The 22,171-nt window shown below is 65.8% G+C and carries 23 protein-coding genes; 9 read left to right on the top strand and 14 right to left on the bottom strand.

Translation table 11 applies throughout. From position 1 onward, the window contains the following. Nucleotides 1–194: 194 nt before the first annotated feature. Together JYP50_RS15725 and sthA are read right to left on the bottom strand one after the other, a co-directional pair. Nucleotides 195–1,109, bottom strand: a complete 915-nt coding sequence (locus tag JYP50_RS15725; protein ID WP_206561499.1) for an NTP transferase domain-containing protein — start codon at nt 1,107–1,109, stop codon at nt 195–197. Between the two features lie 21 nt (nt 1,110–1,130). Next, nucleotides 1,131–2,531 carry a Si-specific NAD(P)(+) transhydrogenase gene (gene sthA, locus JYP50_RS15720; protein WP_206561498.1) on the bottom strand — a complete coding sequence of 467 codons (1,401 nt, stop codon included), beginning with the start codon at nt 2,529–2,531 and terminating at the stop codon, nt 1,131–1,133. Between the two features lie 95 nt (nt 2,532–2,626). On the opposite strand from sthA, the gene JYP50_RS15715 reads away from it, so the two are divergent. Together JYP50_RS15715 and JYP50_RS15710 are read left to right on the top strand one after the other, a co-directional pair. Further along, nucleotides 2,627–3,301: a glutathione S-transferase family protein gene (locus tag JYP50_RS15715; protein ID WP_206561497.1), complete on the top strand. Its 675-nt coding sequence runs from the start codon at nt 2,627–2,629 to the stop codon at nt 3,299–3,301. Then, the gene (locus JYP50_RS15710) at nt 3,298–4,026 is read left to right on the top strand and encodes a TSUP family transporter (protein WP_206561496.1); all 729 of its coding nucleotides are present in this window, start codon (nt 3,298–3,300) and stop codon (nt 4,024–4,026) included. Before JYP50_RS15715 ends, JYP50_RS15710 begins: the two co-directional genes overlap by 4 nt. A 222-nt stretch (nt 4,027–4,248) precedes the next feature. Here JYP50_RS15710 and JYP50_RS15705 read toward each other — a convergent pair whose 3' ends face one another. Then, nucleotides 4,249–4,782: a MarR family winged helix-turn-helix transcriptional regulator gene (locus JYP50_RS15705; RefSeq protein ID WP_241263195.1), complete on the bottom strand. Its 534-nt coding sequence runs from the start codon at nt 4,780–4,782 to the stop codon at nt 4,249–4,251. 309 nt (nt 4,783–5,091) lie between these two features. Here JYP50_RS15705 and ectA point away from each other — a divergent pair, with 309 nt between their 5' ends. The 7 genes from ectA (at nt 5,092) to JYP50_RS15670 (ending at nt 11,554) form a co-directional block, all read left to right on the top strand. Beyond that, the gene (gene ectA / locus JYP50_RS15700; protein ID WP_206561494.1) at nt 5,092–5,607 is read left to right on the top strand and encodes a diaminobutyrate acetyltransferase; all 516 of its coding nucleotides are present in this window, start codon (nt 5,092–5,094) and stop codon (nt 5,605–5,607) included. 51 nt (nt 5,608–5,658) lie between these two features. After that, a complete protein-coding gene (gene ectB, locus JYP50_RS15695) occupies nt 5,659–7,005 on the top strand; it encodes a diaminobutyrate--2-oxoglutarate transaminase (protein WP_206561493.1) in 1,347 nt (448 codons plus the stop codon). 80 nt (nt 7,006–7,085) lie between these two features. After that, nucleotides 7,086–7,490 carry an ectoine synthase gene (locus JYP50_RS15690; RefSeq protein ID WP_206561492.1) on the top strand — a complete coding sequence of 135 codons (405 nt, stop codon included), beginning with the start codon at nt 7,086–7,088 and terminating at the stop codon, nt 7,488–7,490. Nucleotides 7,491–7,577: 87 nt separating this feature from the next. Next, nucleotides 7,578–9,023 (top strand): aspartate kinase, encoded by a 1,446-nt coding sequence (locus JYP50_RS15685; protein WP_206561491.1) that lies wholly within the window; start codon nt 7,578–7,580, stop codon nt 9,021–9,023. A gap of 10 nt (nt 9,024–9,033) precedes the next feature. Then, complete coding sequence (locus tag JYP50_RS15680; RefSeq protein ID WP_206561490.1) at nt 9,034–9,702, top strand: class I SAM-dependent methyltransferase; 669 nt, start codon at nt 9,034–9,036, stop codon at nt 9,700–9,702. Beyond that, nucleotides 9,702–11,135 carry a sodium/proline symporter gene (locus tag JYP50_RS15675; RefSeq protein ID WP_206561489.1) on the top strand — a complete coding sequence of 478 codons (1,434 nt, stop codon included), beginning with the start codon at nt 9,702–9,704 and terminating at the stop codon, nt 11,133–11,135. Before JYP50_RS15680 ends, JYP50_RS15675 begins: the two co-directional genes overlap by 1 nt. A gap of 65 nt (nt 11,136–11,200) precedes the next feature. Beyond that, complete coding sequence (locus tag JYP50_RS15670; protein ID WP_206561488.1) at nt 11,201–11,554, top strand: MliC family protein; 354 nt, start codon at nt 11,201–11,203, stop codon at nt 11,552–11,554. Nucleotides 11,555–11,601: 47 nt separating this feature from the next. Here JYP50_RS15670 and JYP50_RS15665 read toward each other — a convergent pair whose 3' ends face one another. The 11 genes from JYP50_RS15665 to JYP50_RS15615 form a co-directional block, all read right to left on the bottom strand. Further along, nucleotides 11,602–12,288: a sulfite exporter TauE/SafE family protein gene (locus JYP50_RS15665; RefSeq protein ID WP_241263194.1), complete on the bottom strand. Its 687-nt coding sequence runs from the start codon at nt 12,286–12,288 to the stop codon at nt 11,602–11,604. Further along, nucleotides 12,288–12,476, bottom strand: a complete 189-nt coding sequence (gene ccoS / locus JYP50_RS15660; RefSeq protein ID WP_206561487.1) for a cbb3-type cytochrome oxidase assembly protein CcoS — start codon at nt 12,474–12,476, stop codon at nt 12,288–12,290. The genes JYP50_RS15665 and ccoS overlap by 1 nt, the downstream gene beginning before the upstream one ends. Further along, the gene (locus JYP50_RS15655; RefSeq protein WP_241263193.1) at nt 12,477–14,936 is read right to left on the bottom strand and encodes a heavy metal translocating P-type ATPase; all 2,460 of its coding nucleotides are present in this window, start codon (nt 14,934–14,936) and stop codon (nt 12,477–12,479) included. It lies immediately after the preceding gene. Beyond that, nucleotides 14,920–15,408: a FixH family protein gene (locus tag JYP50_RS15650; protein ID WP_206561486.1), complete on the bottom strand. Its 489-nt coding sequence runs from the start codon at nt 15,406–15,408 to the stop codon at nt 14,920–14,922. The genes JYP50_RS15655 and JYP50_RS15650 overlap by 17 nt, the downstream gene beginning before the upstream one ends. A 5-nt stretch (nt 15,409–15,413) precedes the next feature. Further along, nucleotides 15,414–16,826 (bottom strand): cytochrome c oxidase accessory protein CcoG, encoded by a 1,413-nt coding sequence (ccoG, locus tag JYP50_RS15645; protein ID WP_206561485.1) that lies wholly within the window; start codon nt 16,824–16,826, stop codon nt 15,414–15,416. A gap of 66 nt (nt 16,827–16,892) precedes the next feature. Then, nucleotides 16,893–17,789 (bottom strand): cytochrome-c oxidase, cbb3-type subunit III, encoded by an 897-nt coding sequence (gene ccoP / locus JYP50_RS15640; RefSeq protein ID WP_206561484.1) that lies wholly within the window; start codon nt 17,787–17,789, stop codon nt 16,893–16,895. Continuing rightward, entirely contained in the window at nt 17,782–17,961 is a 180-nt protein-coding gene (locus tag JYP50_RS15635; protein ID WP_206561483.1) for a cbb3-type cytochrome oxidase subunit 3, read from the bottom strand. The genes ccoP and JYP50_RS15635 overlap by 8 nt, the downstream gene beginning before the upstream one ends. A gap of 2 nt (nt 17,962–17,963) precedes the next feature. After that, entirely contained in the window at nt 17,964–18,581 is a 618-nt protein-coding gene (ccoO, locus tag JYP50_RS15630; protein ID WP_206561482.1) for a cytochrome-c oxidase, cbb3-type subunit II, read from the bottom strand. A gap of 13 nt (nt 18,582–18,594) precedes the next feature. Next, on the bottom strand, nt 18,595–20,037 hold the full coding sequence (ccoN, locus tag JYP50_RS15625; RefSeq protein WP_206561481.1) for a cytochrome-c oxidase, cbb3-type subunit I: 1,443 nt from the start codon (nt 20,035–20,037) through the stop codon (nt 18,595–18,597). A 55-nt stretch (nt 20,038–20,092) separates the two neighbouring features. Then, nucleotides 20,093–20,695 (bottom strand): Yip1 family protein, encoded by a 603-nt coding sequence (locus JYP50_RS15620; RefSeq protein WP_206561480.1) that lies wholly within the window; start codon nt 20,693–20,695, stop codon nt 20,093–20,095. A gap of 299 nt (nt 20,696–20,994) precedes the next feature. Next, nucleotides 20,995–22,155 (bottom strand): helix-turn-helix transcriptional regulator, encoded by a 1,161-nt coding sequence (locus JYP50_RS15615; RefSeq protein WP_206561479.1) that lies wholly within the window; start codon nt 22,153–22,155, stop codon nt 20,995–20,997. Nucleotides 22,156–22,171: the final 16 nt, after the last annotated feature.

Below are 22,171 nucleotides of genomic sequence, written 5' to 3'. Positions count from 1 at the left end.
AATTACCGTAGTCTTGTTCATGGTCTCCTCCTCATCCCGTGCAGATAGGATGTACATCTCTATCTTGGCGCATCGCGACGCCGTTGGAGAGGGGAGGAGACCATCTCATCGACCAAAAAGGTGCTCACGGCTTCAATGGCCGAATAAATTCGGCCCTACAACGGTGATGTTAGTGCCTTTCAGCTCTGGTCCATTTATTCGCGGCAGGGCAGGGCGCGGTGGAACTCCTCCCAGCGCTGTTGGAGGGTGGCGTAGTCCCGGGCGTTGTCGACGTCGATGGCGGTGCCGCCGATGGTGGTTTCCACGATGCCGGCGCGGGTTTTCAGTACGCTGGAGGCGATGGCCGAAACCTCGGCGCGGCTCACCCGTCGGCGGAAGAAATTCCACGCGCCGCGCCAGCCCAGGGCGTGGCCGGCTTCCGCCAGTTGCAGTAGCAGGTAGAGGTAGAGCGCCCGCCAGCCGATGCCTGGCTGGCGCAGCAGGTCCCGCGCGGCGCGCAGTATGTTCACCAGGTCGCGCTGGTAGCGGAATTCGTAGATGTCCTGGATATAGCCGCGGTTGTCGACCCGCAGGGGTTTGACCAGGTGCAGGTTGTTGAGGCGCAGGCTGCCGTCTGCCAGGTGGAGGTAGCGCATGTGGATGCCGGGGGCGGTATCGCTGGGGTAGTAGCGGGTTAGGTAGCGCTCCTCCGTCATGCCGATGCAGTAGTCCAGGCGTTCGAGGTCGCAGCGGTCCAGGAACTCCTCCAGCTCCCCGGAGGTGATCAAGGGGGTATCGGCGGCCAGGACCAGCACCGGGCGGTCGGGGTCCTCGGCCTGGTTGCGCTGCAGGTGGCAAAAGGCTGACCAGAAGTTCCGGTAGGCGGTCGCGCCCTGCTCGAGGATGTCCACGGGGTGGGCGAGGGTGAGGGGGGCCAGGCATGTCTCCAGTTCAGCCCTGGCGCCGACCACCACGATCCGCCGCACCCGCGGTACGGCGTCGAGGGCTTCCAGCACGTGTTGCAGCAGCGGTTTGCCGCCGAGCGGCAGCAGGGCCTTGGGGCCCTCGCCGATGGGGCGGGCCGCGCCCCCTTCACCGGCGAGGACAATGGCATCGAGTGAGCCCTTCACCCGTTGCCGCCCCGCGCCCTGTCAGTACCCGCTGAGGCGGTTGAGCCCGTTCAGCGCCGCGATGCGGTAGGCCTCCGCCATGGTGGGGTAGTTGAAAGTGGTGGTGATGAAGTAGCGCAGGGTGTTGCCCGCGCCTTCCTGCTTCATGATGGCCTGGCCGATGTGGATGATCTCGGTGGCCTCGGCGCCGAAGCAGTGGATGCCGAGAATGGCGAGGCTGTCGGGGCAGAACAGGATCTTCAGCATGCCCACGTCCTCGCCGGAGATTTGCCCCCGCGCGGTGTCCTTGAAGAAGGCCCTGCCCACTTCGTAGGGGATGCGCGCGTCGGTGAGCTCTTTTTCGGTCTTGCCCACCGAGCTGATCTCGGGAATGGTGTAGATGCCGGTGGGTACGTCGTCGACGTAGCGCACGGTTTCCTTGCCGCGGGACACCGCCGCCGCGGAGCGGCCCTGGTCGTAGGCGGCGCTGGCCAGGCTGGGCCAGCCGATCACGTCGCCCACCGCGTAGATGTTGGGGGTGGAGGTCTGGTATTGCTTGTTGACCTGTAGCTGGCCGCGCTGGTCCGCCTCCAGGCCCACCGCCGCGAGGTTCAGGCTGTCGGTGTTGCCGGTGCGGCCATTGCTCCACAGCAGGGCGTCGCCGCGCAGGTGCTTGCCGGACTTCAGGTGCAGGATGACGCCGTTTTCGGTGGCTTCCACGCGCTCGTATTCCTCGCGGTGGCGCACCATCACGCCCAGGTCGCGCAGGTGGTAGTTGAGGGCCACGGAGATTTCATCGTCGAGGAAGGCCAGCAGGTAGTCGAAGCTGTTGATCAGCTCCACCTTGACGCCCAGGCCGCTGAAGATGGAAGCGTATTCGCAGCCGATCACCCCGGCGCCGTAGATCAGGATCTTGCGCGGGGTGTGCTTGAGGTCGAGGATGGTGTCGCTGTCGTAGACCCGGGGGTGGCTGAAGTCCACGTCCGCCGGCTGGTAGGGGCGCGAGCCTGTGGCGATGACGATGTCCCGCCCGGTGACTTTTTCGATGATGCCGTCGCTTTGGCGCACCGCCAGGGTGTGTTCGTCCACGAAACAGGCCCGGCCGGTGTGCAGGTCGATACCGTTGCGGCCATAGAATTTGGCGCGCATCTCCACCTGCTTCTCGATCACCCCGCTGGCCACCGACAGGGCGGTGGGGTAGGGGATCTGGCGACTGTGGCCGATCTCGCGAAACAGGCGCCCGGTGTTGAAGCGCTTCAGTTGCTTGACCGCGTGGCGCAGGGCCTTGGAGGGAATGGTGCCGCGGTGGGTGCAGCCGCCGCCCACCATCGGGCGATCCTCGATCACCGCGGCGCGTTTGTTGTGCTTGGCGGCGTTCAGGGCGGCGCTCTCGCCCGAGGGGCCGCTGCCGATTACCAATACATCGTAATCGTAACTCGTCATGGGTGGGGGCCTGTGCCAGGGTCTTCGAAGCTGCGTATTGTAGTCGCGCCGGCGGGTCAGGTAAATTCGGGTCTCCCGAATCCAAAGGATTTACCATGTCCAGCCCCAGACTCATCATCGCCAATCGCAACTACTCCTCCTGGTCGCTGCGCGCCTGGCTCTGCCTGCGCAAGAGCGGCGTGGCCTTCGAGGAAGAGTTGCTGCCGCTGGATACGCCGGAGTTCGCGGCGCGCATCGGGGATCTCTCACCCTCGCGCACGGTGCCGGCCCTGTGGCACGACGGGCGCTGTATCTGGGATTCCCTGGCCATCTGCGAATACGTTAACGAGCAGTTCGCGGCTGGCGGATTGTGGCCCGCCGACCCCGGCAGTCGCGCCCTGGGGCGCGCCATGGTCGCCGAGATGCACAGCGGTTTCGGCCACCTGCGCGCGGCCATGCCGATGAATTTTCGCGCCCGCAATCGCGCCGTGCCGCAGACCGAGGGGCTGCGCGGGGATATCCGGCGCATGCTGGCCCTGTGGCAGGGCGCGCGGGAGGCGCACGCCGACGCCGGCCCCTGGCTGCTGGGCGAATTCAGTATCGCCGACGCCTTTTTCGCCCCGGTGGTGGTGCGTTTTGGCGGATACGGGGTGGCGCTGCCGCCGGGCCTGCTGGCGGGCTACGGCGATACCCTGCGCCGCGACCCCGACTTCCGGCACTGGCAGTCGCAGGCGGCGCGGGAGACCTGGGTGGTGGAGGCCGACGAGGCGGGACAAGAGTGCGATTCGTGAGCGAATTCCTGCTGTTGCCGATCAGTTTCCTGACGTCCTGCCTGGCCGGGGCCATCGGCATGGGCGGCGGCGTGCTGCTGATCGCGCTGATGCCGGGGCTGGTGCCGGCCGGCGCGATCATTCCCCTGCACGCGCTCACCCAGTTGGCGAGCAACTTTTCCCGGGCGGCCTTCGGCTGGCGCGCGATCGACTGGCGCCTGGTGCCGGCCATCGCCCTGGGAGGCATCGGCGGCACCTGGCTGGGAGCGGCGGTGTACGCGCAACTGAACCTGGATTGGCTGCCGGCGCTGATCGGGGCGCTGATCCTGCTGATCACCTGGCTGCCATTGCCCGCGCCGCGCGGCCGCGGGCAATGGACCCTGGTCCTGCTGGGTTTCTACCAGACCGGCCTGGGCATGGTCGCCGGCGCCACCGGCCCGCTGGGCGCGGCGGTGCTGGCCCGCTACAACACGCAGCGGGACTGGCTGGTGGTCAATACCGCCGTCTACATGAGCCTCAACCACCTGCTGCGCGCCGCGGCCTTCGGCCTGCTGGGCTTCAGCCTGTGGCAGTGGTGGCAGCTGCTGCTGGGGATGGTCGCGGCCAGCATCGCCGGCTCCTGGGTGGGCACGCGCCTGCGGGGCCTGCTGCCCCAGGCCAATTTCCTGTTCTGGTTTCGCCTGCTGGTGACCCTGCTGGCGCTGCGGATGATCGCCATGCCGCTGCTGGATGCCCCGCCGCTGTAGGGTCGAATTTAGTCGGCCGCCTTTGCGCGGCAGGCCGCTTGTTCAAATAGATTGTATGAAAAGTGGAGCGGGGGCGGCCGGATAGGGGGGGCCGGATAGGGGGGGCATCGACCTTTTTGGTCGAATGAATTCGACCCTACAGGGGGGGATACATGTGGGGCCGGGCTCAACCGGCCGCGGGTGTTTTGTGGGGCGGTTCGACCGTCGGCTGCGTAGGGTCGACTAGGTCTGGCGGGTGTCCTCGCGCCCCTCGCGCAGCGCTTCGTTGCGCTCCAGGCCGGCGTTCTGCCGGTCCAGCATGCCGATATCCAGCACCGGGGAGGCGTCGATGTGCTGCGCGTCCATCATCTGCGCGATGCGCTGCAGCGAGGAAATGATCATGGTTTGCTCCCACTCCTGCAGGTCGCCGAACTGGCGGGTGAACTGGGCCTGCAGGGGAATGGGGGCGCTCTTGAGCACTTCCATGGCGTTGTCGGTCAGGTGGGCGTGCACCTTGCGCTTGTCGGTCTTGGAGCGCTCGCGGTAGATCAGCTCGCGTTTCTCGAGCCGGTCGAGGATGGAGGTCACGGTAGCCTGGCTGAGACTGACGTCGGTGGCCAGTTCGCCGATGGTCACCTCGCCGCGGTCGCGGATGGTCTGCAGCAGCAGGATCTGCGGCGCGGTCAGGCCAGTGGTCTTGGCGAGGTGCTTGGAATGCAGGTCGGTGGCGCGAATTACGCGCCGCAGCGCGACCAGTACTTCTTCGATGCGGCCCAAGAGGGTTTCCTGTCCAGAGAAAATTAAACCGAGATTATACCCCGCGAGGTCGTTGTGACCTACGTCGTCCAGGGGGTCGCGGCTGTAGTCTTTCCGCTGAAGTCTATCGCTTTTGCTTTGCATGGCCCTTGTCACAGCAGTGAAATATATAGCGTACTAAATATAAAATACGCCCAAACCACAGCCATTCTCGCTGAATCTGGCGAAAAAGTGAACATATAATTCGAAATCAGGGGTTAAAAAACCGTTTCGACCTCTATATAATATCGAACCCTAAATATTTGAGCCGAAAAATTTTGGAGTGAAAGCATGAGTGCCGACATCACATTGCGGGTTCCCACCAAGGAGGACGGCAATGCGGTTCACAAGCTGATCGGGCGCTGCCCGCCGCTGGACACGAATTCCATGTACTGCAACCTGCTGCAGTGCGCGCATTTCGCCGAGACCTCGGTGGCCGCGCTGATGGATGGCGAGCTGGTGGGCTTCGTGTCCGGCTACATCGTGCCCGGGCGCGAGGACACCCTTTTCATCTGGCAGGTGGCGGTGGGCGAGCAGGCCCGGGGCCAGGGGCTGGCGGGCAAGATGCTGGCGGCCATCGTCGACCGCGAGCAGTGCCGCTCCGTGCGCTTTATGGAAACCACGATCACCGAGGACAACGCCGCGTCCTGGGCGCTGTTCGGCCGCTTCGCGAAGCGGCGCGACGCCGAGCTGGGCAGCAGTGTGATGTTCGACGAACAGGCGCATTTCGGTGGCGAGCACGCCTCGGAAATGCTGGTTCGCATTGGCCCGTTCGCGGCCGGCGCGGAGGTCAGGGCGGCGAGCTGACCGGGCGCCGCCAGCACACGCATTTACAGTCATCCAAGCAGAGGAACTGCAATGAAAATTTTTGAAGAAGTCGAATCCGAAGTTCAAAGCTATGCCCGTACCTTCCCGCGCGTGTTCCATCGCGCCAAGGGCGAGTTCCTGTACGACGAGGACGGCAACGAGTACATCGATTTCCTGGCCGGCGCCGGCACCCTCAACTACGGCCACAACAACGCCGTGTTCAAGGAGAAGTTGCTGGAGTATATCCACGCCGACGGCATCACCCACGGCCTGGACCTGCACACCCGCGCCAAGGCGGAGTTCCTCGAGACCTTCAACGAGAAGATCCTCAAGCCCCGCGGCATGGAATACATGATGCAGTTTACCGGCCCCACCGGCACCAACGCGGTGGAAGCCGCGCTGAAGCTGGCGCGCAGCGTCACCGGCCGCGAGAATGTGATTTCCTTTACCAACGGTTTCCACGGCGTGAGCCTGGGCTCGCTGGCCACCACCGGTAACTCCCACCACCGGGGCGCGGCCGGTGTCAGCATGGCCGGCAGCAGCCGCATGCCCTACGACGGCTATCTCGGCGAGGATATCGACACCACCGCCTACCTGGACAAGGTGCTCTGCGATTCCAGCAGCGGCATCGACCACCCCGCCGCGGTGATCGTGGAAACGGTGCAGGGGGAGGGCGGCATCAACGCGGCCAGCATCGACTGGCTGCGCAACCTGGAAACCGTGTGCCGCAAGCACAACGTGCTGCTGATCGTCGACGACATCCAGGCCGGCTGCGGCCGTACCGGCACCTTCTTCAGCTTCGAGGAGGCGGGCATCAAGCCGGATATCGTGACCCTGTCGAAATCCCTCGGCGGGTACGGGCTGCCCTTCGCCGTGGTGCTGATTCGCCCCGAGCTGGACCAGTGGAAGCCGGGCGAGCACAACGGCACTTTCCGCGGCAACAATTTCGCCTTCGTCACCGCCACCGCGGCCATCAATGAATTTTGGTCGGACGACAACTTCGCCCAGGGCGTGCGCGCCAAGGGCGACTACGTGGCCAAGCGCCTGGAGCAGATCGTCGAGAAATACGGCGAGGGCAATTTTTCCAGCTGCGGCCGCGGCATGTTCCGGGGCATCAATTGCGTCAATGGCGAGATCGCGGGCAAGATTACCCGCGCGGCCTTCCAGAAGGGCCTGATCATCGAAACCAGCGGCGCCGACGACCAGGTGGTCAAGTTCCTGTGCCCGCTGGTGATCAGCGACGTGAACCTCAAGCGGGGTATCGACATTGTGGAGCAGGCCATCGCGGAAGTGTGCGCCAAGGAGGACCACATCCCCGAAACCGTGGACTACTTCGACGACGACTACCAGATCGAAGCCGGCGACGAGGAGCACGAGAGCATGAAGCGCGCCAGCTGAGCGCACGGCCCAGGATCAATCCATACCCAACCCGGGCGCAGGGCGCCCCGGGCACCAAGCGATGAAGGAGATTGCAGGACATGATAGTCAGGAACCTTGAAGACGCCGCCAACTCGGGGCGCAAAATCGTCTCTCCCGACGGTAACTGGGACAGCGTGCGCATGCTGCTGAAAGACGACAATATGGGGTTTTCCTTCCACATCACCACTATCTACGAGGGCGCCGACTTCGGCATGCACTACCAGAACCACCTGGAATCGGTGTATTGCATGTCCGGCGAAGGCGAGGTGGAAACCGTGGCCGACGGCAAGAAATACCCGATCAAGGCCGGTACACTGTATATCCTCGACAAGCACGACAAGCACATTCTGCGGGCCTTCAAGGAAATGAAAATGGCCTGCGTATTCAACCCGCCCCTCCACGGCACGGAAGTGCACAACAAGGAAGGCGCCTACGAGCTGGATGCCGATTCGGTCACTGACTGAGTGGTCCGTGACGCGCCGTTGCCGGGGCGTTCAGCCCCGGCAACGCGCAATACAGTGGACCCAAACTCAACAGGACCAGGAGAAAACATGAAGTTTCACAGCGTGGAGAAAATCGGCGGCACGTCAATGAGTGACTACAGTGCCGTGCGGGACCATATCGTCTTTGCCCAGGCCGGTGAGGACACCATGTACCAGCGGGTGTTCGTGGTATCGGCCTACGGCGGCATTACCAACAAGCTGCTGGAAGACAAGAAAGATGGTTCGCCCGGCGTCTACGGTTTGTTCTCCGAGGGGTTCAAGGACGAGGGCTGGGCCGCGGCGCTCGAGGGCGTGCGCGCCATTATGTACGACAAGAACGCCACCCTGTTCGACGACGCCGACCAGTTGCGCGCGGCCAACGACTTCATCGGCGAGCGCCTCGACAACGCGCGCCAGTGCCTGGAAGACCTGCAAAGCCTGTGTCGTCACGGCCACTTCTCGGTGGAGGATCACCTCGCCACGGTGCGCGAAATGCTGGCCAGCGTGGGCGAGGCCCACAGCGCCTGGAACACCGCGCGCCTGTTGCAGCGCGATGGCGTCAATGCGGTCTTCGTCGATCTGACCGGCTGGAAATCCGCCGAGCATATCTCCCTCGACGAGCGCATCCTGCGCGCCTTTTCCGATATCGACCTCGGCAGGCAGATGCCCATCGTCACCGGCTACGCCCACAGCGAGGATGGCCTGATCAGCAGTTTTGACCGCGGTTACAGCGAGATGACCTTCAGTCGCCTGGCCGTGCTGACCGATGCGCGCGAGGCCATCATTCACAAGGAATTTCACCTCAGCACCGCCGACCCCGGCCTGGTGGGCGAGGGCAACGCGGTGCCGATTGGCCGCACCAACTACGACGTGGCCGACCAGCTGGCCAACCTGGGGATGGAGGCTATTCACCCCAAGGCCGCCAAGGGCCTGCGCCAGAACGGCATTCCCCTGCGGGTGAAGAACACCTTCGAGCCGGAGCACACCGGTACCTTGATCACCCGGGACTACGTCAGCGATACCGCCTGTGTGGAAATCATCGCCGGCTGCCGCGGCGTGTACGCGCTGGAAGTGTTCGACCAGGATATGGCGGGCAAGGTCAGTCAATACGACATTGACATCATCAAGACCATCCAGCGCTTCAAGGCCCACAACGTGGCCAAGGACATCAACGCCAACACGGTGACCAACTACCTGTCCACCAACCTGAAGACGGTGAAGCGTATCTGCAATGCGCTGGAGGAGCTGTTCCCGGAGGCGGAGATCCGCCAGCAAAAGGTGGCCATTGTCTCCGCCATTGGCAGCGACATGCAGGTGCCGGGCATACTGGCCAAGACCGTCAACGCCCTGAGCCAGCACGATATCAGCGTACTGGCGATCCACCAGTCCATGCGCCAGGTGGACATGCAGTTCGTGGTCAACGACGAGGATTACGAGAGCGCGATCCGCAGTCTGCACGCCGGCCTGGTGGAGCCCCACGACCACGGTCGCGCCGTGCGCCTGGCATCGGCCTGAGCGCCCGGCAATGGCGGAGCCGCTGGCGGTGATGAAGGGCCCGCACCAGAGTTTTCTGGTGCGGGACGTCGTTGCCCTCAAGCCCAATCACGCGCGAGTGCGCCAGCTGCGTGATAGCGGGGTCGAGCCGCGGGATTTCGGCTCGCGCATCTGGCGCTCCAGTTACCTGCTGATCGACTATTTGTCGCGGCAGTCCTTCCGGCGGAGCCATCACGCCCTGGAACTGGGTTGCGGCTGGGGCTTGCCGTCGCAATTCCTGCAAAAACAGTTCGGGATGCGGGTCACCGCCACCGACGCCGATGACAGCGTGCGCCAGTACCTGGAGCTGTTGAGCGAAGTCAACGGGACCGAAGTGGGGTTCCGGCAAAGCAGTTTCGAGCAGTTGTGCAACGCCGACCTGGACAGCGTGGACACCCTGGTGGGTGCCGACATCTGCTACCGGCCCGACAACGGCCGCGACCTGCTGGCGCTGGTAGAGCGCTTTCTTGCGGGGTCGGGCCGCGTTCGGCCGGGCCGCTCCCGGCCGGGCCGCCAGGTGATACTGGCCGACAGTGGCCGCGACAGCTTCTTCGAGCTGGCACGGCAACTCGGCCGGCGCTGGCCCTATCAGTTGCACAGCCTGTCACTGCGCCTGCCGGCGCCCGTGGCCGGCCACGTGCTGCACCTGGGAAGTTGTTGATGGTCCTGTCCTTCGTCGCCTTCCTGGCCGTATTCACCCTGATCGGTATTTCCTCGAGCCGGGTCAGCCGCGGCACCAGCGCCGATTACTATATCGCCAGCGGCAGCATCAAGCCCTGGCTGGTGGGGTTGTCGGCGGTGGCCACCAACAATAGCGGTTATATGTTCATCGGCGTCATCGGTTACACCTATGTCACCGGGCTGGCCACGATCTGGATGATGGTCGGCTGGATTGTCGGGGATTTCCTCGCCTCCACCTTCGTGCACGCGCGCCTGCGCGAGGCCACCGAGCGCAGCGGCGAGGTGAGTTACGCCGGCGTGTTGAGCGCCTGGCACGGGGGCGGCCAGCCGGGCCTGCAGCGCTTGATCGGCCTGCTGTCCCTGGTATTCCTGCTCGCCTATGCCAGCGCCCAGCTGGTGGCGGGCAGCAAGGCCCTGCACGTGTTGCTGGGCTGGCCGATCTGGGCCGGCGCGGTGATGGGGACGGTGCTGGTGACATTGTATTGCTTCGCCGGGGGGATTCGCGCCTCCATCTGGACCGATGCCGCCCAGTCCATCGTGATGATCGTGGCCATGGCGCTGCTGTTGCTGGTGGCGGTGGACAGCCTCGGCGGCATGGACAGCGCCCTGGCGCAGATGCGGGCCGTGGACGGCTTCATGGACCTGGTGCCCGCGGACATGGTGCTCCCCGGCGTCGCCGGCGCGGTGTTGTTCGCCCTCGGCTGGCTGTTCGCCGGGTTCTCGGTGATCGGCCAGCCCCACGTCATGGTGCGCTTCATGACCCTCAGTGACAGCGGGCTGATGGTCCGGGCCCGCGTCTGGTACTACCTCTGGTTCACCGCCTTCTACTGCCTGGCGACCGGTGTTGGCATGCTGTCGCGGATTTTCCTGGCGGAAACCGCGAGTTTCGACGCCGAGCTGGCGCTGCCCACCATGGCCCTGGAGTTGCTGCCCCCGGTGCTGGTGGGGCTGGTGCTGGCGGGGGTTTTCGCGGCCACCATGTCCACCGCGGATTCCCTGGTGTTGAGCTGCTCCGCGGCGCTGACCCACGACCTGGCGCCGCGGCGGATCAAGGACACGCGCACCATCAAGCTCGCCACTCTCGGCGTCTGCCTGGCGGCCCTGGGCTGGGCACTGCTCAACCAGCAGAGCGTTTTCAGCCTGGTGATCCTGGCCTGGTCGGGCCTGGCCAGCGCCTTCGCGCCCCTGTTGATCTTCCAGTGCCTGGGCCGGCGGCCGGGTACTGGTTTGTCCGTCGTCGCGGTTCTCACCGGGCTTGCGGTGGCTTTGCTGTGGCGCTACGCCGAACTACACAACGCCCTGTACGAGGGCCTTCCCGGTATAGTCTCCGGCCTGCTGGTACTGCAGTTTGGCGGCCTGCTGGAGGGCCTGGTGGGCCGCCGCCGATACGCCGCCTCGGACCCGCGCGGCTAAGTGGTGGCGGCGGGTGGCGCGGCGCGCGATACTGTGGCCCTTGAATGCGGCAACAGGAGTGCCCGATGATTGTTTCCCGAATTGCCCCGGCCGGCCTCGCCCTGACGCTGGCGGCCTGTGCCGGTGGCGACACCGCCCCGGTATCCAGCGCGGCCGCCGGGTCAGGGGCGGTCCCGGACACGCCCGCGAACCCGAAATATACCTATGAGTGCGAGGGTTACACTTTTACCGCCTTCTACCGGCCGGAGGAAATGACGCTGTGGTTGCGCGACGGCCAGCGGGTGTTGCCCCAGGTGCGCAGCGCCTCGGGCGCCCGGTACAGCGACGGCGAAGTGGAATTCTTCGGCAAGGGCGACAAGGGCATGCTGAGCATCGGCGATAGCCAATACCGCGATTGTGTCGTGCTTACCCGGCCCTGATCTGGCGGGCTGTTGCAAAAGCCCTGCCGGGCATGTGCAACACCCTGCTAGTGGTGGGCGTGCCCGCCCGCCGATGCCGCGAGCAGGTGGCCGCTGTGGCTGGCGGTGATGTACAGCGTCCAGGCCCCGGCGGCCATGAGCAGTGCCGCGATCAGCAGTTTCATTCCCCGCCGGCGCAGGAGTGATTGCAGCTGCCTGGCGCCGAGGCTGCCGGCCAGCATGGCGGGCAGGGTGCCCAGGCCGAAGCTGAACATCATCAGGCCCGATGCCAGGGGATCCTGGCGTGTGGCCGCCAGGGCCAGGGCGCTGTAGATCAGGCCGCAGGGCATCAGGCCCCAACACAGTCCCAGCAGTACGGCGTCGCGCGGCCTGCGCGGCGGCAGCCAGCGGCTCGCGAGCCCCTGTACCGGGCGCCACAGGCGCGCACCGAGTCGCTCCAGCCACGCCAGGCCGCGCCACCAGTCGGCGATGTACAGGCCCATGGCCAGCAGCAGGGTGCCGGCGAGGTAGCGCAGGAACAGGGTCCAGGCGGCGGTGTCGACAATGCCGGTGGCCAGTCCCGCCGCCGCGCCGAGCGCGGTGTAGCTGAGCAGGCGCCCGCCGTGGTAGGCGATCACCGTGCCCTTGCCGCTGGCGCCCAGGCCGAGCGCCGCGGCAATTCCCCCGCACATACCCAGGCAATGCCCGGCACCGGCCAGACCCACCGAGAAGGCGGCAAACAGTGTCGGGTCCATCAGCGGTGGGGCTCGTCAGGTTCGCGGTTGTCACCCTTGGTGTCGCCGGGCTCTTCGTCCATCAGCGCACGCCAGGCCTCTTTGTCCAGGTCGTCGTACTGCCCATTGTCGATTGCCCACAGCAACAGGCGGATGGCCACGGCGCAAAACACCAGGGCAATGGGAATTAACAGGTAGAGACTGGCCATCTATGTCGCGCTTGAACGAGTGAGTCGGAGCGAGTTTAGCACCACCAGCAGCGAGCTGGCGGACATGCCGATGGCGGCTGCCCAGGGCGGCACGTAGCCGAGGGCCGCCAGCGGGATCGCGCAGATATTGTAGGCCAGTGCCCAGGCCATGTTCTGCCACACGATACGGCGGCAGAGCCGGGCGGTGCGCCAGGCCAGCCCCATCGCGCCCAGGTCGCCGTGTTCGATGACGAAGTCCGCCTGCGCGCGGGCCAGGTCGGTGGCCTCGGCCACGGCGAAGGAGGCGTCCGCCCGGGCCAGCAGCGGGCCGTCGTTGAGGCCGTCGCCCACCGCCGCGACCACCTTGCCGCGGGCCTGCAGGGCCTCCAGTTGCTCCAGTTTCTGCTCCGGGGACAACCCACCGAGCGCCTCGGGAATACCCAGTTGCGCGCCGAGCTCGGCCACCCGTGCCGGCGTATCGCCGGACAGGATGCTGCTGCCCAGGCCGCCGGCTTGCAGTTCGGCCAGCAGCGGCGCGGCGTCCTCTCTTACCGGGTCGGTGAATCCAAACCAGGCCAGCGGCTGGGCCTCGCGAACCAGCGCCACCCAATACAGGGATTGCGGTGGGGCGGGCGGCAGGGTCGGCGCCAGCTCGCGGCAAAAGGCCGCGCTGCCCATGCGCCACTGCCGGCCCTGTTGGCGGCCGCTGACCCCGGCGCCGATGTGGTAGGTGAGTTCGTCGAAACCGCCGGCGGCGGCGACCTCGTCGAATACCCGCGCCACCGGGTGGCGGGAGGCGCGCTGCAGGGCGGCGCCCGCCGCGGCGAGACTCTCGGGGCGCTCATCGGCCAGTGGCGCGATCCGCGCCAGCGCGAGCTGGCCGCGGGTGAGGGAGCCGGTTTTGTCGAACACCACATGGTCGGCGCGGCCCAGGGCCTCCAGCGCGTTCTCGCCGTGCACCAGCACGCCCCGTCGGCGCAGGGCCGACGCGGCGCTGGTCAGCGCGGTCGGGGTGGCCAGCGCGAGGGCGCAGGGACAGCTGATCACCAGCACCGACAGGCTGATCCACAGGGCTTTCTCTGGTGCGATCTGGCTCCAGGCCAGCGCGGTGAGCGCGGTGGTCAGCAATACCCCCAGTACGAACCACCCGGATACCCGGTCGGCCAGCCGCCACAGCCGTGGTTTCTCGCCGCTGGCGCGTCCCACGGATTGCTGCAGTGCCGCCAGCCGGGTGGCGCTGAAAGGGCCGCTGGCGCTGACCTCAAGGCCGCCCTCGAGATTGAGGGTGCCGGCGAACACGCCGTCGCCGGGGCCGACCATCCGGGGTTGCTGCTCGCCGTTGAAGGTGTCCTCGCGCACCGAACTGCGGCCGCGGAGCACCGTGCCGTCCACCGGCAAGGTGGTGCCGGCCGGTACCAGTACCACGTCGCCACTTTGCAGGCCGATCCGCGGGCCGCTGACCCAGCCGTCGCCGCGGCGGTAGCGCACCGCCGTGGGCAGGTCGCTTTCCACGTCGTACCAGTTCAGCTGGAACCGTCGCCGCACGCGCTGTTCCAGGAAGCGGCCCAGTAGCAGGAAGAAAGTGAACATGACCACTGAGTCGAAATACACCTGGCCGCCGCCGCTGAACGTCGCCCAGCCGCTGGCCAGCCAGGCGAGACCGATGGCCAGCGCCACCGGCAAATCCATCACCAGCGCGCCGGCGCGCAGGTGCCGCCAGGCGTTCTCGAAAAAGGTGCGGGCCGAGAACAGCACCACAAAACTGGCGATGACCAGGCTGACCCAGCGCATCAGCGACTGGTGCTCGGCGGCGATGCCCTGCAGGTCGCCGGCGTGCAGGGCAATGGCGAACATGCCCACCTGCATCATGCCCAGGCCGGCCACCGCCAGGCGCCGCAGGTTGCGCCGGTAGTCGCGGTCCAGCAGTTCGCGCCGGGCCTGGGCCACGAAGGGCTGCGCCCGGTAGCCCAGCGCCTCGAGCCGCGCGAAGATCGACGATAGCGCCACGCGGTCGGGATCGAGTGCGATATCCAGGCGGCTGTGTTGCAGGTTGACGTTGGCGCTGGCCACCCCGTCGATTCGCTGCAGGGTGTGTTCGATCAGCCAGGTACAGGCCGCGCAGCTGACGCCGCCCAGCAGCAGGCGCGCGTGGCGCAGCCCCTGTTCGTCGGTGTCGGTAAAGGTCGCGGCGACCGCCGGGTCGTCGTAAACCCGCAGTTGCTCGTCCGCCGCGGGGGCTTCGGTCGGGCGCTCGCTGTAGCCGGTGCGGTGCTCGTAAAACGCCGCCATCCCGCTTTCGCTGATCATGCCCGCCACCGCCCGGCAGCCCGGACAGCACATGGCGCGTCGCACGCCGCCGATCACGATGCCGAAGTCAGCGCCGCGTGGCACCGCGTTCCCGCAGTGGAAGCAGTGGCGGTCGGCGCTCGTGGGCGCCGCGTCCAGCGGCGCCGCGGCGGCGATGTCAGGGCCGGCGGACATCGCTGAAGTTGGCGTCGCTCAGGGAGCCGTCCAGGCGCCAGCGGCTGTCGGGCCCGGCGTCGAGTACCCAATGCCAGCGCGGGGCGGGCGGGGCGGGCAGGCGCGCGCGGAAGCTGTCGCGGCTCGCGCGCTGCAGGGTGACCCTGATGTCGCGGTCCGATTCGATGGGGTGGGAGAGGTAGAGCGCGAGCTGTTGCGCGCGCACCGGTCCGCTGACCGTGACCAGGATATCGTCGCCGTCGACCCGCACCCGGGCGGCAATGCCGGCCCGCTCGGCGTAGTCGCGCTTCTCAAGCTGGCGGTTAATCGCCAGCCCGTCCTTGTAGTAGTCGTCGACCACGAGGTCGTCGGCGTCGCGGTGGGCGATATAGACGGTCCACAGGCTGGCGACCACCGCGCAGGCCGGCAGCGCCATCAGGAACCAGGGCCAGAACTGGCGATACCAGGGACGGGGTCCTTCACTTGCATGCATGTCGATCATTCAATGGGCATCATAAAGCGGGATTCGGCACTGGCCCTCTGCCGCGGATTGTCCGTGGCCTCGGCGTGAAATTCAATGGGCGTGCTGGGCTTGTTCAGTGCGCCGGGCGGCATGCGCAGGCGCAAGGACAGCTCGCGGACCTGGCCCGCGTCGAGGGTGTACTGGGTATTGCCGATGACCTCGACGCCGTCGAGCCCGCTGACGCTGATCCGGTAGGCGTGGACCCGCTCGGCCATGTTCGCCAGGTGCAGCGTATAGACGTTGTCGATGTCGCCGCGGGCGGTGGTGGTATACAGCTGGTTGCGGTCGCGGATCGCGTTCAGCTCCACCGGGATGCGGCTGAACAGGGTATAGGCGAATACGCCCACCATGGTGCACAGCACCAGGGCGTAGCCGATCATGCGCGGGCGCAGCCAGTGGGTGGTGCCGCCCTCCAGCTGGTGTTCGCTGGTGTAGCGGATTAGCCCCCGGGGGTATTCCATCTTGTCCATCACCGAGTCACAGGCGTCCACGCACAGGGCGCAACCGATGCATTCGTACTGGAGGCCGTCGCGGATGTCGATGCCGGTGGGGCAGACCTGCACGCAGAGCTCGCAATCGATGCAGTCCCCCAGGCCGAGAGCGCGGTGATCGGCGTCGCGCTTGCGCGAGCCGCGGGGTTCGCCCCGGCCCGGGTCGTAGGACACAATCAGGGTATCGCGGTCGAACATTACCGATTGGAAGCGGGCGTAGGGGCACATGTGGGTACACACCTGTTCGCGCATCCAGCCGGCGTTGATATACGTGGCGCAGGTAAAAAATACCGTCCACGAAGCCTGCCAGGGGCCGGCGGACAGGGTGAACAGCTCCGTCGCCAGTTCGCGTATCGGGTAGAAGTAGCCGACGAAGGTCATGCCGGTGGCGAAGGCGACAAACAGCCAGCCGCCGTGCTTGGCGGCTTTGCGCAGCGCCTTTTCCGCCGACCAGGGAGCCTTGTCCAGCTTCATGCGCTGGTTGCGGCTGCCCTCGGCCTTCTGCTCGATCCACATGAAGATACTGGTCCACACGGTTTGCGGGCAGGTGTAGCCGCACCACACGCGGCCGGCGAACACGGTGACCGCGAACAGGGCGAAGGCGGCGATGATCAGCAGGAAGGCCAGCAGCGGGAAATCCTGCGGCCAGAAGGTCAGCCCCAGGATATGGAATTTACGTGCAGGAAGGTCGAACAGTACCGCCGGACGGTCACCCCACTTCAGCCAGGGCAGGAGGAAGTAGCCCAGCAGAAGAGGCCAGCCGGTGTACAGCCGGATACGCTGGTAAAAACCCTCGATCTTGCGGGTATAAATCTTTTCACGTCGCTGGTAGAGGTCCATTTCCGCCACTTCGGCGGGAGCGGCCTCCTGGACGTCGATCAGGTCGGGGTCTCTCATGTTGGCATCCCATTACTACGGCAGGGAGGAGGCGCCTCCGGGGAGGGAGGCGCCGGATCAGTTTTTTCAGGGTTGCGCGCTGGCGGTGTTACGCAGGCCGTACACCCAGGCGGTCAGGATGTGGATCTTCTCGGGTCCGAGGGTGTCCTTGAAGGCGGGCATGACGCCGTTGCGGCCGGCGCGCACCGAGTGGGCGATCTCGCCCCGGCTGCCGCCGTAAAGCCAGATGCCGTTGGTGAGATTGGGCGCGCCCATTGCCGGGTTGCCCTTGCCCTCGGGACCGTGGCAGGCCACGCAGTAGGTCTTGAAATGTTGTTCGCCCGCCGCCGCCAGCTCCGCGTCCGGCTCGCGGTTGTTCAGCTGCAACACGTAGGCGGTCACTTCCTCCACGCCCTTGTCGCCCAGGGCGTTGCCCCAGGGAGGCATGGCCGCCTTGCGTCCGTTGACAATGGTCGTCTCGATGGTGGCCGGTTCGCCGCCGTAGATCCAGTCGTTGTCGGTGAGGTTGGGGAAGCCGTAGCCGCCGCGGGCATCCGCGCCGTGGCACTGTGCGCAGTTGTTGCCGAACATGCGCATGCCCATGCGGCGCACCACCGGGTCGTCGGCGATTTCCTCGATGGGCATGGCCAGGTAGCGATCGTACATCGCCCGGTAGCGCGTCTCGGCCTCCGCCACCCGTTCGGCGTGCTGCCCGGTGGAGGTCCAGCCGAGCAGGCCGGCGAAGTTACCCATCCCCGGGTAGACGATGAGGTAGCCGATGCTCCAGACGATGGTGATGAGGAACATGTAGAACCACCAGGCCGGGAGCGGGTTGTCGTACTCCTGAATGCCGTCGTAGGAATGGCCGGTGGGGGTGTCTTCCTTTTTGGCGCCGGTTTTGCGGTTGCCCAGCAGCAACCAGGTGATGGCGATAATGGTGATTGAGGTCAGCACAATCACCCAGGCGCTCCAGAAACTAGTCATTCCTGACTTCCTCCCGCATGGTGCGTTGGTTCAGCTCCTCGTCGTCGAAGGGCAGGTGAGCCGCCTCGTCGAAGGTGGCGCGGCGCTTGCCGCTGTAGGCCCAGAAGCACAGGCCGATAAATGAGACCATCAGCAGCAGGGTGCTGAGGCCTCTCAGGTCATTGATATCCATGCTCAGCGCCTCATTTGCAGGAGTGTGCCCAGCTGCTGTAGGTAGGCCACAAGGGCGTCCACCTCGGCCTTGCCCGCCACCGCGTCGGCGGCGCCAGCGATATCGTCGTCGGTGTAGGGCACGCCGACCGCGCGCAGGGAGGTCATCTTGTCGCCGGTCTTCTCGCCGTCGAGCGTGTTTTCGAACAGCCAGGGGTAGGCCGGCATGTTCGATTCCGGCACCACGTCGCGGGGATTGAACAGGTGGGCTCGGTGCCAGTCGTCGCTATAGCGGCCGCCCACCCGGGCCAGGTCCGGCCCGGTGCGCTTGGAACCCCACAGGAAGGGGTGGTCGTAGACGAATTCCCCGGCCACCGAATAGTGTCCGTAGCGCTCGGTCTCGGCCCGCAGAGGGCGAATCATCTGTGAGTGGCAGTTGTTGCAGCCCTCGCGGATATAGATGTCGCGACCTTCCAGCGCCAGCGCCGGGAGGGGCTTGAGTCCCTCGACCGGCTCCTTGACCTGTTTGCCGAAAATGAGTGGCACCAGCTCCACCAGCGTACCGAAGCTGATGGCGACGATGGTCAGTACAATCATCAGGCTGACGTTGCGTTCGATTTTGTCGTGTTTGCTCAGGGCCATCTGTGTTCGCTCCTCAGGCCGCGCCGCTAGTAACGGGAACCGCGTCATCCGCCGGATTTTCCCGGCGCGCGGTCATGTAGACGTTGTAGGCCATGATTAGCATGCCTCCGAAGAAAATGGCGCCGCCGATCAGGCGCACCAGGTAGCCCGCGTGGCTGGCCTCCACCGATTCGGCGAAGGTGTAGGTCAGGGTGCCGTCCTGGTTGTAGGCGCGCCACATCAGGCCCTGCAGGATGCCGTTGACCCACATGGAGGCGATGTACAGCACGGTGCCGATGGTGGACATCCAGAAGTGGACGTTGATCAGGTCCACGCTGTACATGCGCTCCTTGCCAAACAGGATCGGGATCAGGTGGTAGACACTGCCGATCGAGATCATCGCCACCCAGCCCAGGGCGCCGGAGTGTACGTGGCCGATGGTCCAGTCGGTGTAGTGCGACAGGGCGTTCACTGTCTTGATCGACATCATCGGCCCCTCGAAGGTGGACATGCCGTAGAAAGACAGGCTGACCACCAGGAAGCGCAGGATGGGGTCGGTGCGCAGTTTATGCCAGGCGCCGGACAGTGTCATCATGCCGTTGATCATGCCGCCCCAGGAGGGCGCGAGCAGGATGATCGACATCACCATGCCCAGGCTCTGTGCCCAGTCGGGCAGGGCGGTGTAGTGCAGGTGGTGGGGGCCGGCCCAGATGTAGACCGCGATCAGCGCCCAGAAGTGCACGATACTCAGGCGGTAGGAGTAGACCGGCCGCTCGGCCTGCTTGGGCACGAAGTAGTACATCATGCCCAGGAAGCCGGCGGTGAGGAAGAAGCCCACCGCGTTGTGCCCGTACCACCACTGCACCATGGCGTCGACGGTGCCGGCGTAGACCGGGTAGGACTTGGTGAGATCCACCGGCATCGCCAGGCTGTTGAGGATATGCAGCACCGCCACGGTGATAATGAAGCCGCCGTAGAACCAGTTGGCCACATAGATGTGGCTGACGGCGCGTTTGGCGATGGTGCCGAAGAACACCACCGCGTAGCTCACCCAGACCACGGCGATCAACACGTCGATCGGCCACTCGAGCTCGGCGTATTCCTTGGAGGTGGTGATACCCAGCGGCAGGGTGATCGCGGCCAGCACTATCACCGCCTGCCAGCCCCAGAAGGTGAAGGCCGCCAGCTTGTCGGATATCAGCCGTGCCTGGCAGGTGCGCTGCACCACGTAATAGGAGGTGGCAAACAGCGCGCTGCCGCCGAAGGCGAAGATCACGGCGTTGGTGTGCAGTGGCCGCAGCCGGCCGAAGCTGGTCCAGGGCAGGTCAAAGTTCAGCGCCGGCCACACCAACTGGGCGGCGATCAGCACGCCCACCAGCATGCCGACGATGCCCCAGGCCACGGTCATAATCGCAAACTGCCTTACCACCTTGTAGTTGTAGGTGGGATGGTCCAGTGCCGAGTTTAGTTCGCTCATCGTATGCATCCAGAGTCGTGCAGAATATAAAAGTCGTTGGTGTCCCGGCCGCGCCCTAGTCGGTGAACGCCGGCGCCGCGCCGAGGTCCCAGAGGAAAACCGACCCCACCATCAGGCAGATCAGGATCACCAGCGCGATCGCGATGACCGCGCTGGAAAACAGGAATCCTCTTTCCTCGGGAATGTTCATAATGATCGGAATGCCCAGGTACAACAGGTACACCGACCAGCTCACCGCGGCGACCCCGATCAGCAGGTCGAGCCACAGCAGGGGATAGACGCCCACCAGGCCGGCGATGAACAGCGGGGTCGCGGTCAGGCCCGCCACCACGATGCCCCGGGTGATGCTCGACTCCGCGCCGTAGGTGTGGGCCATCCAGTGAATGAAATAGCCGATTACCGCGACGCAGGCGATCATGCCCAGGTAGAACAGGATGCTGATCTGGCGGGCGCTCTCCACGGTCAGCTTGATCGCCTGTCCGTCGTCCCCCACGGTCCAGCCCACCCGGCTGGTGCCGAAGTACCAGGCCACTGCGGGCAGAATGGCCATTATACAGGGATAGAGTACCAGGGTATTGAAGGACGGGGTAGGCAGTGCCGCAATCTTGCGCCACTGGTCACTGGGCTTCACAAGCAGGCCGAAGGTGTGCTGGATCATATTATTGCTGTCTCCCAAGGGCAATGGTCAGGGGCCGCTAATGCTGCGCCACCCGTTACAAACGGCGGTTTTTGTGACGTGGATGCAGTACTCCCGGACTGCTTCCCCGGCCGGCCACCGCTGGCGGCGGGATGCGGGCGCAAAGGCCCCGCAACCTGTGTGGCAATTGTAGCTGAATTTGTTAACCATTCAATTACAAGCAGTGTGTCCAGCGAGGGAGGCCATGCTACCCGTTTTGGCGCGCGCCGATGCTGATCTGTGTCAAAGCTTGGCTATACAGCGGTGAAAACCGCGGCGGTTCAACCGAGGGAGGCGACGCTCTTCAGGACCAGGCGCACCAGCTCCGCCTGCCGCGAAACGCCGGTCTTGGCGAAAATCGACTTGAGCTGGGCGCGGGCGGTGTGCTGGGAAATATTCTGGGCCTCGGACACTTCCGAAAGGCTGAGCCCGCGCGACAGCAGGATGGCCAGGTTGGCCTCGGCCGGGGTGAGGCCAAACAGGTCGCCGAGGGTTTGCTGGGAGGCGGTTTCCCGGAGGTCGGGGTCGGAGATAAAGACGGCGGCACAGGGGGTGGCCTGGCCCTCGCCCCATTCCGCCGCGGGGATCGGCCGGATAACCAGGCCCAGGTCGGAGCGGTCGCCCTGGCGCGGGATGCGCAGCGCCCTCACCACGGTCGCCTCGCCGCGCTGCTGGGCGCGGATAATCGTGGACAGGGCGTCCTGCAACTCGCGGTTCTGGTCGCGTCCGCCCATGTGCAGGTGCTGGTCCCGCAGGCCGAGGCCGCTGCGCTCCTCGAGCAGGGCCTTGGCCAGGGCGTTGGTGTTCAGCACCCGACCCTGTTCATCGAGAATGATGGTCGCCACCGTCAGCTGGTCCACGGCGCCGGCGTAGAGGTCCCGCTCGGAGGTGGTGCGGCTCAGTCGAGCGTAGATCTGCGTGGCCCGCTGCAGGTGGGGGGCGAGGCGCTGCAGCAGGGCGCGGTCGCCCGGGCCGAAGCTGGCGTCCTGCCGGCCGCGGGAAAAGCGCAGGCGGGCCACCATGCCCCCGGGTTCGGCGGTGTCCACGCCCAGGATGCGAAACACGTTCACTGGCTGCAGGTAGTGCCGGTAGTAGTCGGAGGCCTCGAGTTCCCGGTCGTCGAGGATGTCCTGTAGCGTCACCACCTTGCCCAGCGGCAGGTTGATAAAGGGGTCCAGGGCGAAAAATTGCTCGCGGTAGGCCGTGACCTCCCAGTCGTTGGGGTCCGCCAGTCCGGTGGCGCCATCGCCCTCGTCGCGCAGGCTGTTGAGGATGACGCCGCGGTCGTCCTTGGCCGGCGGGCGCAGCACCAGCGAGGCCACCTGGGCGTCGAACAGCTCGCGCAGGCGCGGCAGGGCGCTCTGCCAGGGTCGCGGCTCGAGGGGGCCCTCGTAAATCAGGCCCAACAGGCGGTCGTAGTCGGTGTCGTTCAGCTGCGGCATCTGCTGGCTCCGGCCC

The sequence above is a fragment of the Parahaliea mediterranea genome, from assembly GCF_017255185.1.
Taxonomy (GTDB): domain Bacteria; phylum Pseudomonadota; class Gammaproteobacteria; order Pseudomonadales; family Halieaceae; genus JAFKCZ01.
The sequence above is the reverse complement of the archived record's forward strand: the minus strand, read 5'-3'. Positions and strand labels throughout refer to the sequence as shown.

Excerpts from the sequence above, each read along its gene's own strand:
- sthA (WP_206561498.1), bottom strand. The coding sequence starts at position 2,531 with ATGACGAGTTACGATTACGATGTATTGGTAATCGGCAGCGGCCCCTCG.
- JYP50_RS15635 (WP_206561483.1), bottom strand. The coding sequence starts at position 17,961 with ATGGATATCAATGACCTGAGAGGCCTCAGCACCCTGCTGCTGATGGTC.
- ccoP (WP_206561484.1), bottom strand. The coding sequence starts at position 17,789 with ATGACTAGTTTCTGGAGCGCCTGGGTGATTGTGCTGACCTCAATCACC.
- JYP50_RS15615 (WP_206561479.1), bottom strand. The coding sequence starts at position 22,155 with ATGCCGCAGCTGAACGACACCGACTACGACCGCCTGTTGGGCCTGATT.
- ccoS (WP_206561487.1), bottom strand. The coding sequence starts at position 12,476 with ATGGCCAGTCTCTACCTGTTAATTCCCATTGCCCTGGTGTTTTGCGCC.
- ccoO (WP_206561482.1), bottom strand. The coding sequence starts at position 18,581 with ATGGCCCTGAGCAAACACGACAAAATCGAACGCAACGTCAGCCTGATG.
- JYP50_RS15690 (WP_206561492.1), top strand. The coding sequence starts at position 7,086 with ATGATAGTCAGGAACCTTGAAGACGCCGCCAACTCGGGGCGCAAAATC.
- JYP50_RS15675 (WP_206561489.1), top strand. The coding sequence starts at position 9,702 with ATGGTCCTGTCCTTCGTCGCCTTCCTGGCCGTATTCACCCTGATCGGT.
- JYP50_RS15650 (WP_206561486.1), bottom strand. The coding sequence starts at position 15,408 with ATGCATGCAAGTGAAGGACCCCGTCCCTGGTATCGCCAGTTCTGGCCC.
- ectB (WP_206561493.1), top strand. The coding sequence starts at position 5,659 with ATGAAAATTTTTGAAGAAGTCGAATCCGAAGTTCAAAGCTATGCCCGT.
- ccoN (WP_206561481.1), bottom strand. The coding sequence starts at position 20,037 with ATGAGCGAACTAAACTCGGCACTGGACCATCCCACCTACAACTACAAG.
- JYP50_RS15655 (WP_241263193.1), bottom strand. The coding sequence starts at position 14,936 with ATGTCCGCCGGCCCTGACATCGCCGCCGCGGCGCCGCTGGACGCGGCG.
- JYP50_RS15680 (WP_206561490.1), top strand. The coding sequence starts at position 9,034 with ATGGCGGAGCCGCTGGCGGTGATGAAGGGCCCGCACCAGAGTTTTCTG.
- ccoG (WP_206561485.1), bottom strand. The coding sequence starts at position 16,826 with ATGAGAGACCCCGACCTGATCGACGTCCAGGAGGCCGCTCCCGCCGAA.
- JYP50_RS15670 (WP_206561488.1), top strand. The coding sequence starts at position 11,201 with ATGATTGTTTCCCGAATTGCCCCGGCCGGCCTCGCCCTGACGCTGGCG.
- JYP50_RS15665 (WP_241263194.1), bottom strand. The coding sequence starts at position 12,288 with ATGGACCCGACACTGTTTGCCGCCTTCTCGGTGGGTCTGGCCGGTGCC.
- JYP50_RS15685 (WP_206561491.1), top strand. The coding sequence starts at position 7,578 with ATGAAGTTTCACAGCGTGGAGAAAATCGGCGGCACGTCAATGAGTGAC.
- JYP50_RS15620 (WP_206561480.1), bottom strand. The coding sequence starts at position 20,695 with ATGATCCAGCACACCTTCGGCCTGCTTGTGAAGCCCAGTGACCAGTGG.
- JYP50_RS15715 (WP_206561497.1), top strand. The coding sequence starts at position 2,627 with ATGTCCAGCCCCAGACTCATCATCGCCAATCGCAACTACTCCTCCTGG.
- ectA (WP_206561494.1), top strand. The coding sequence starts at position 5,092 with ATGAGTGCCGACATCACATTGCGGGTTCCCACCAAGGAGGACGGCAAT.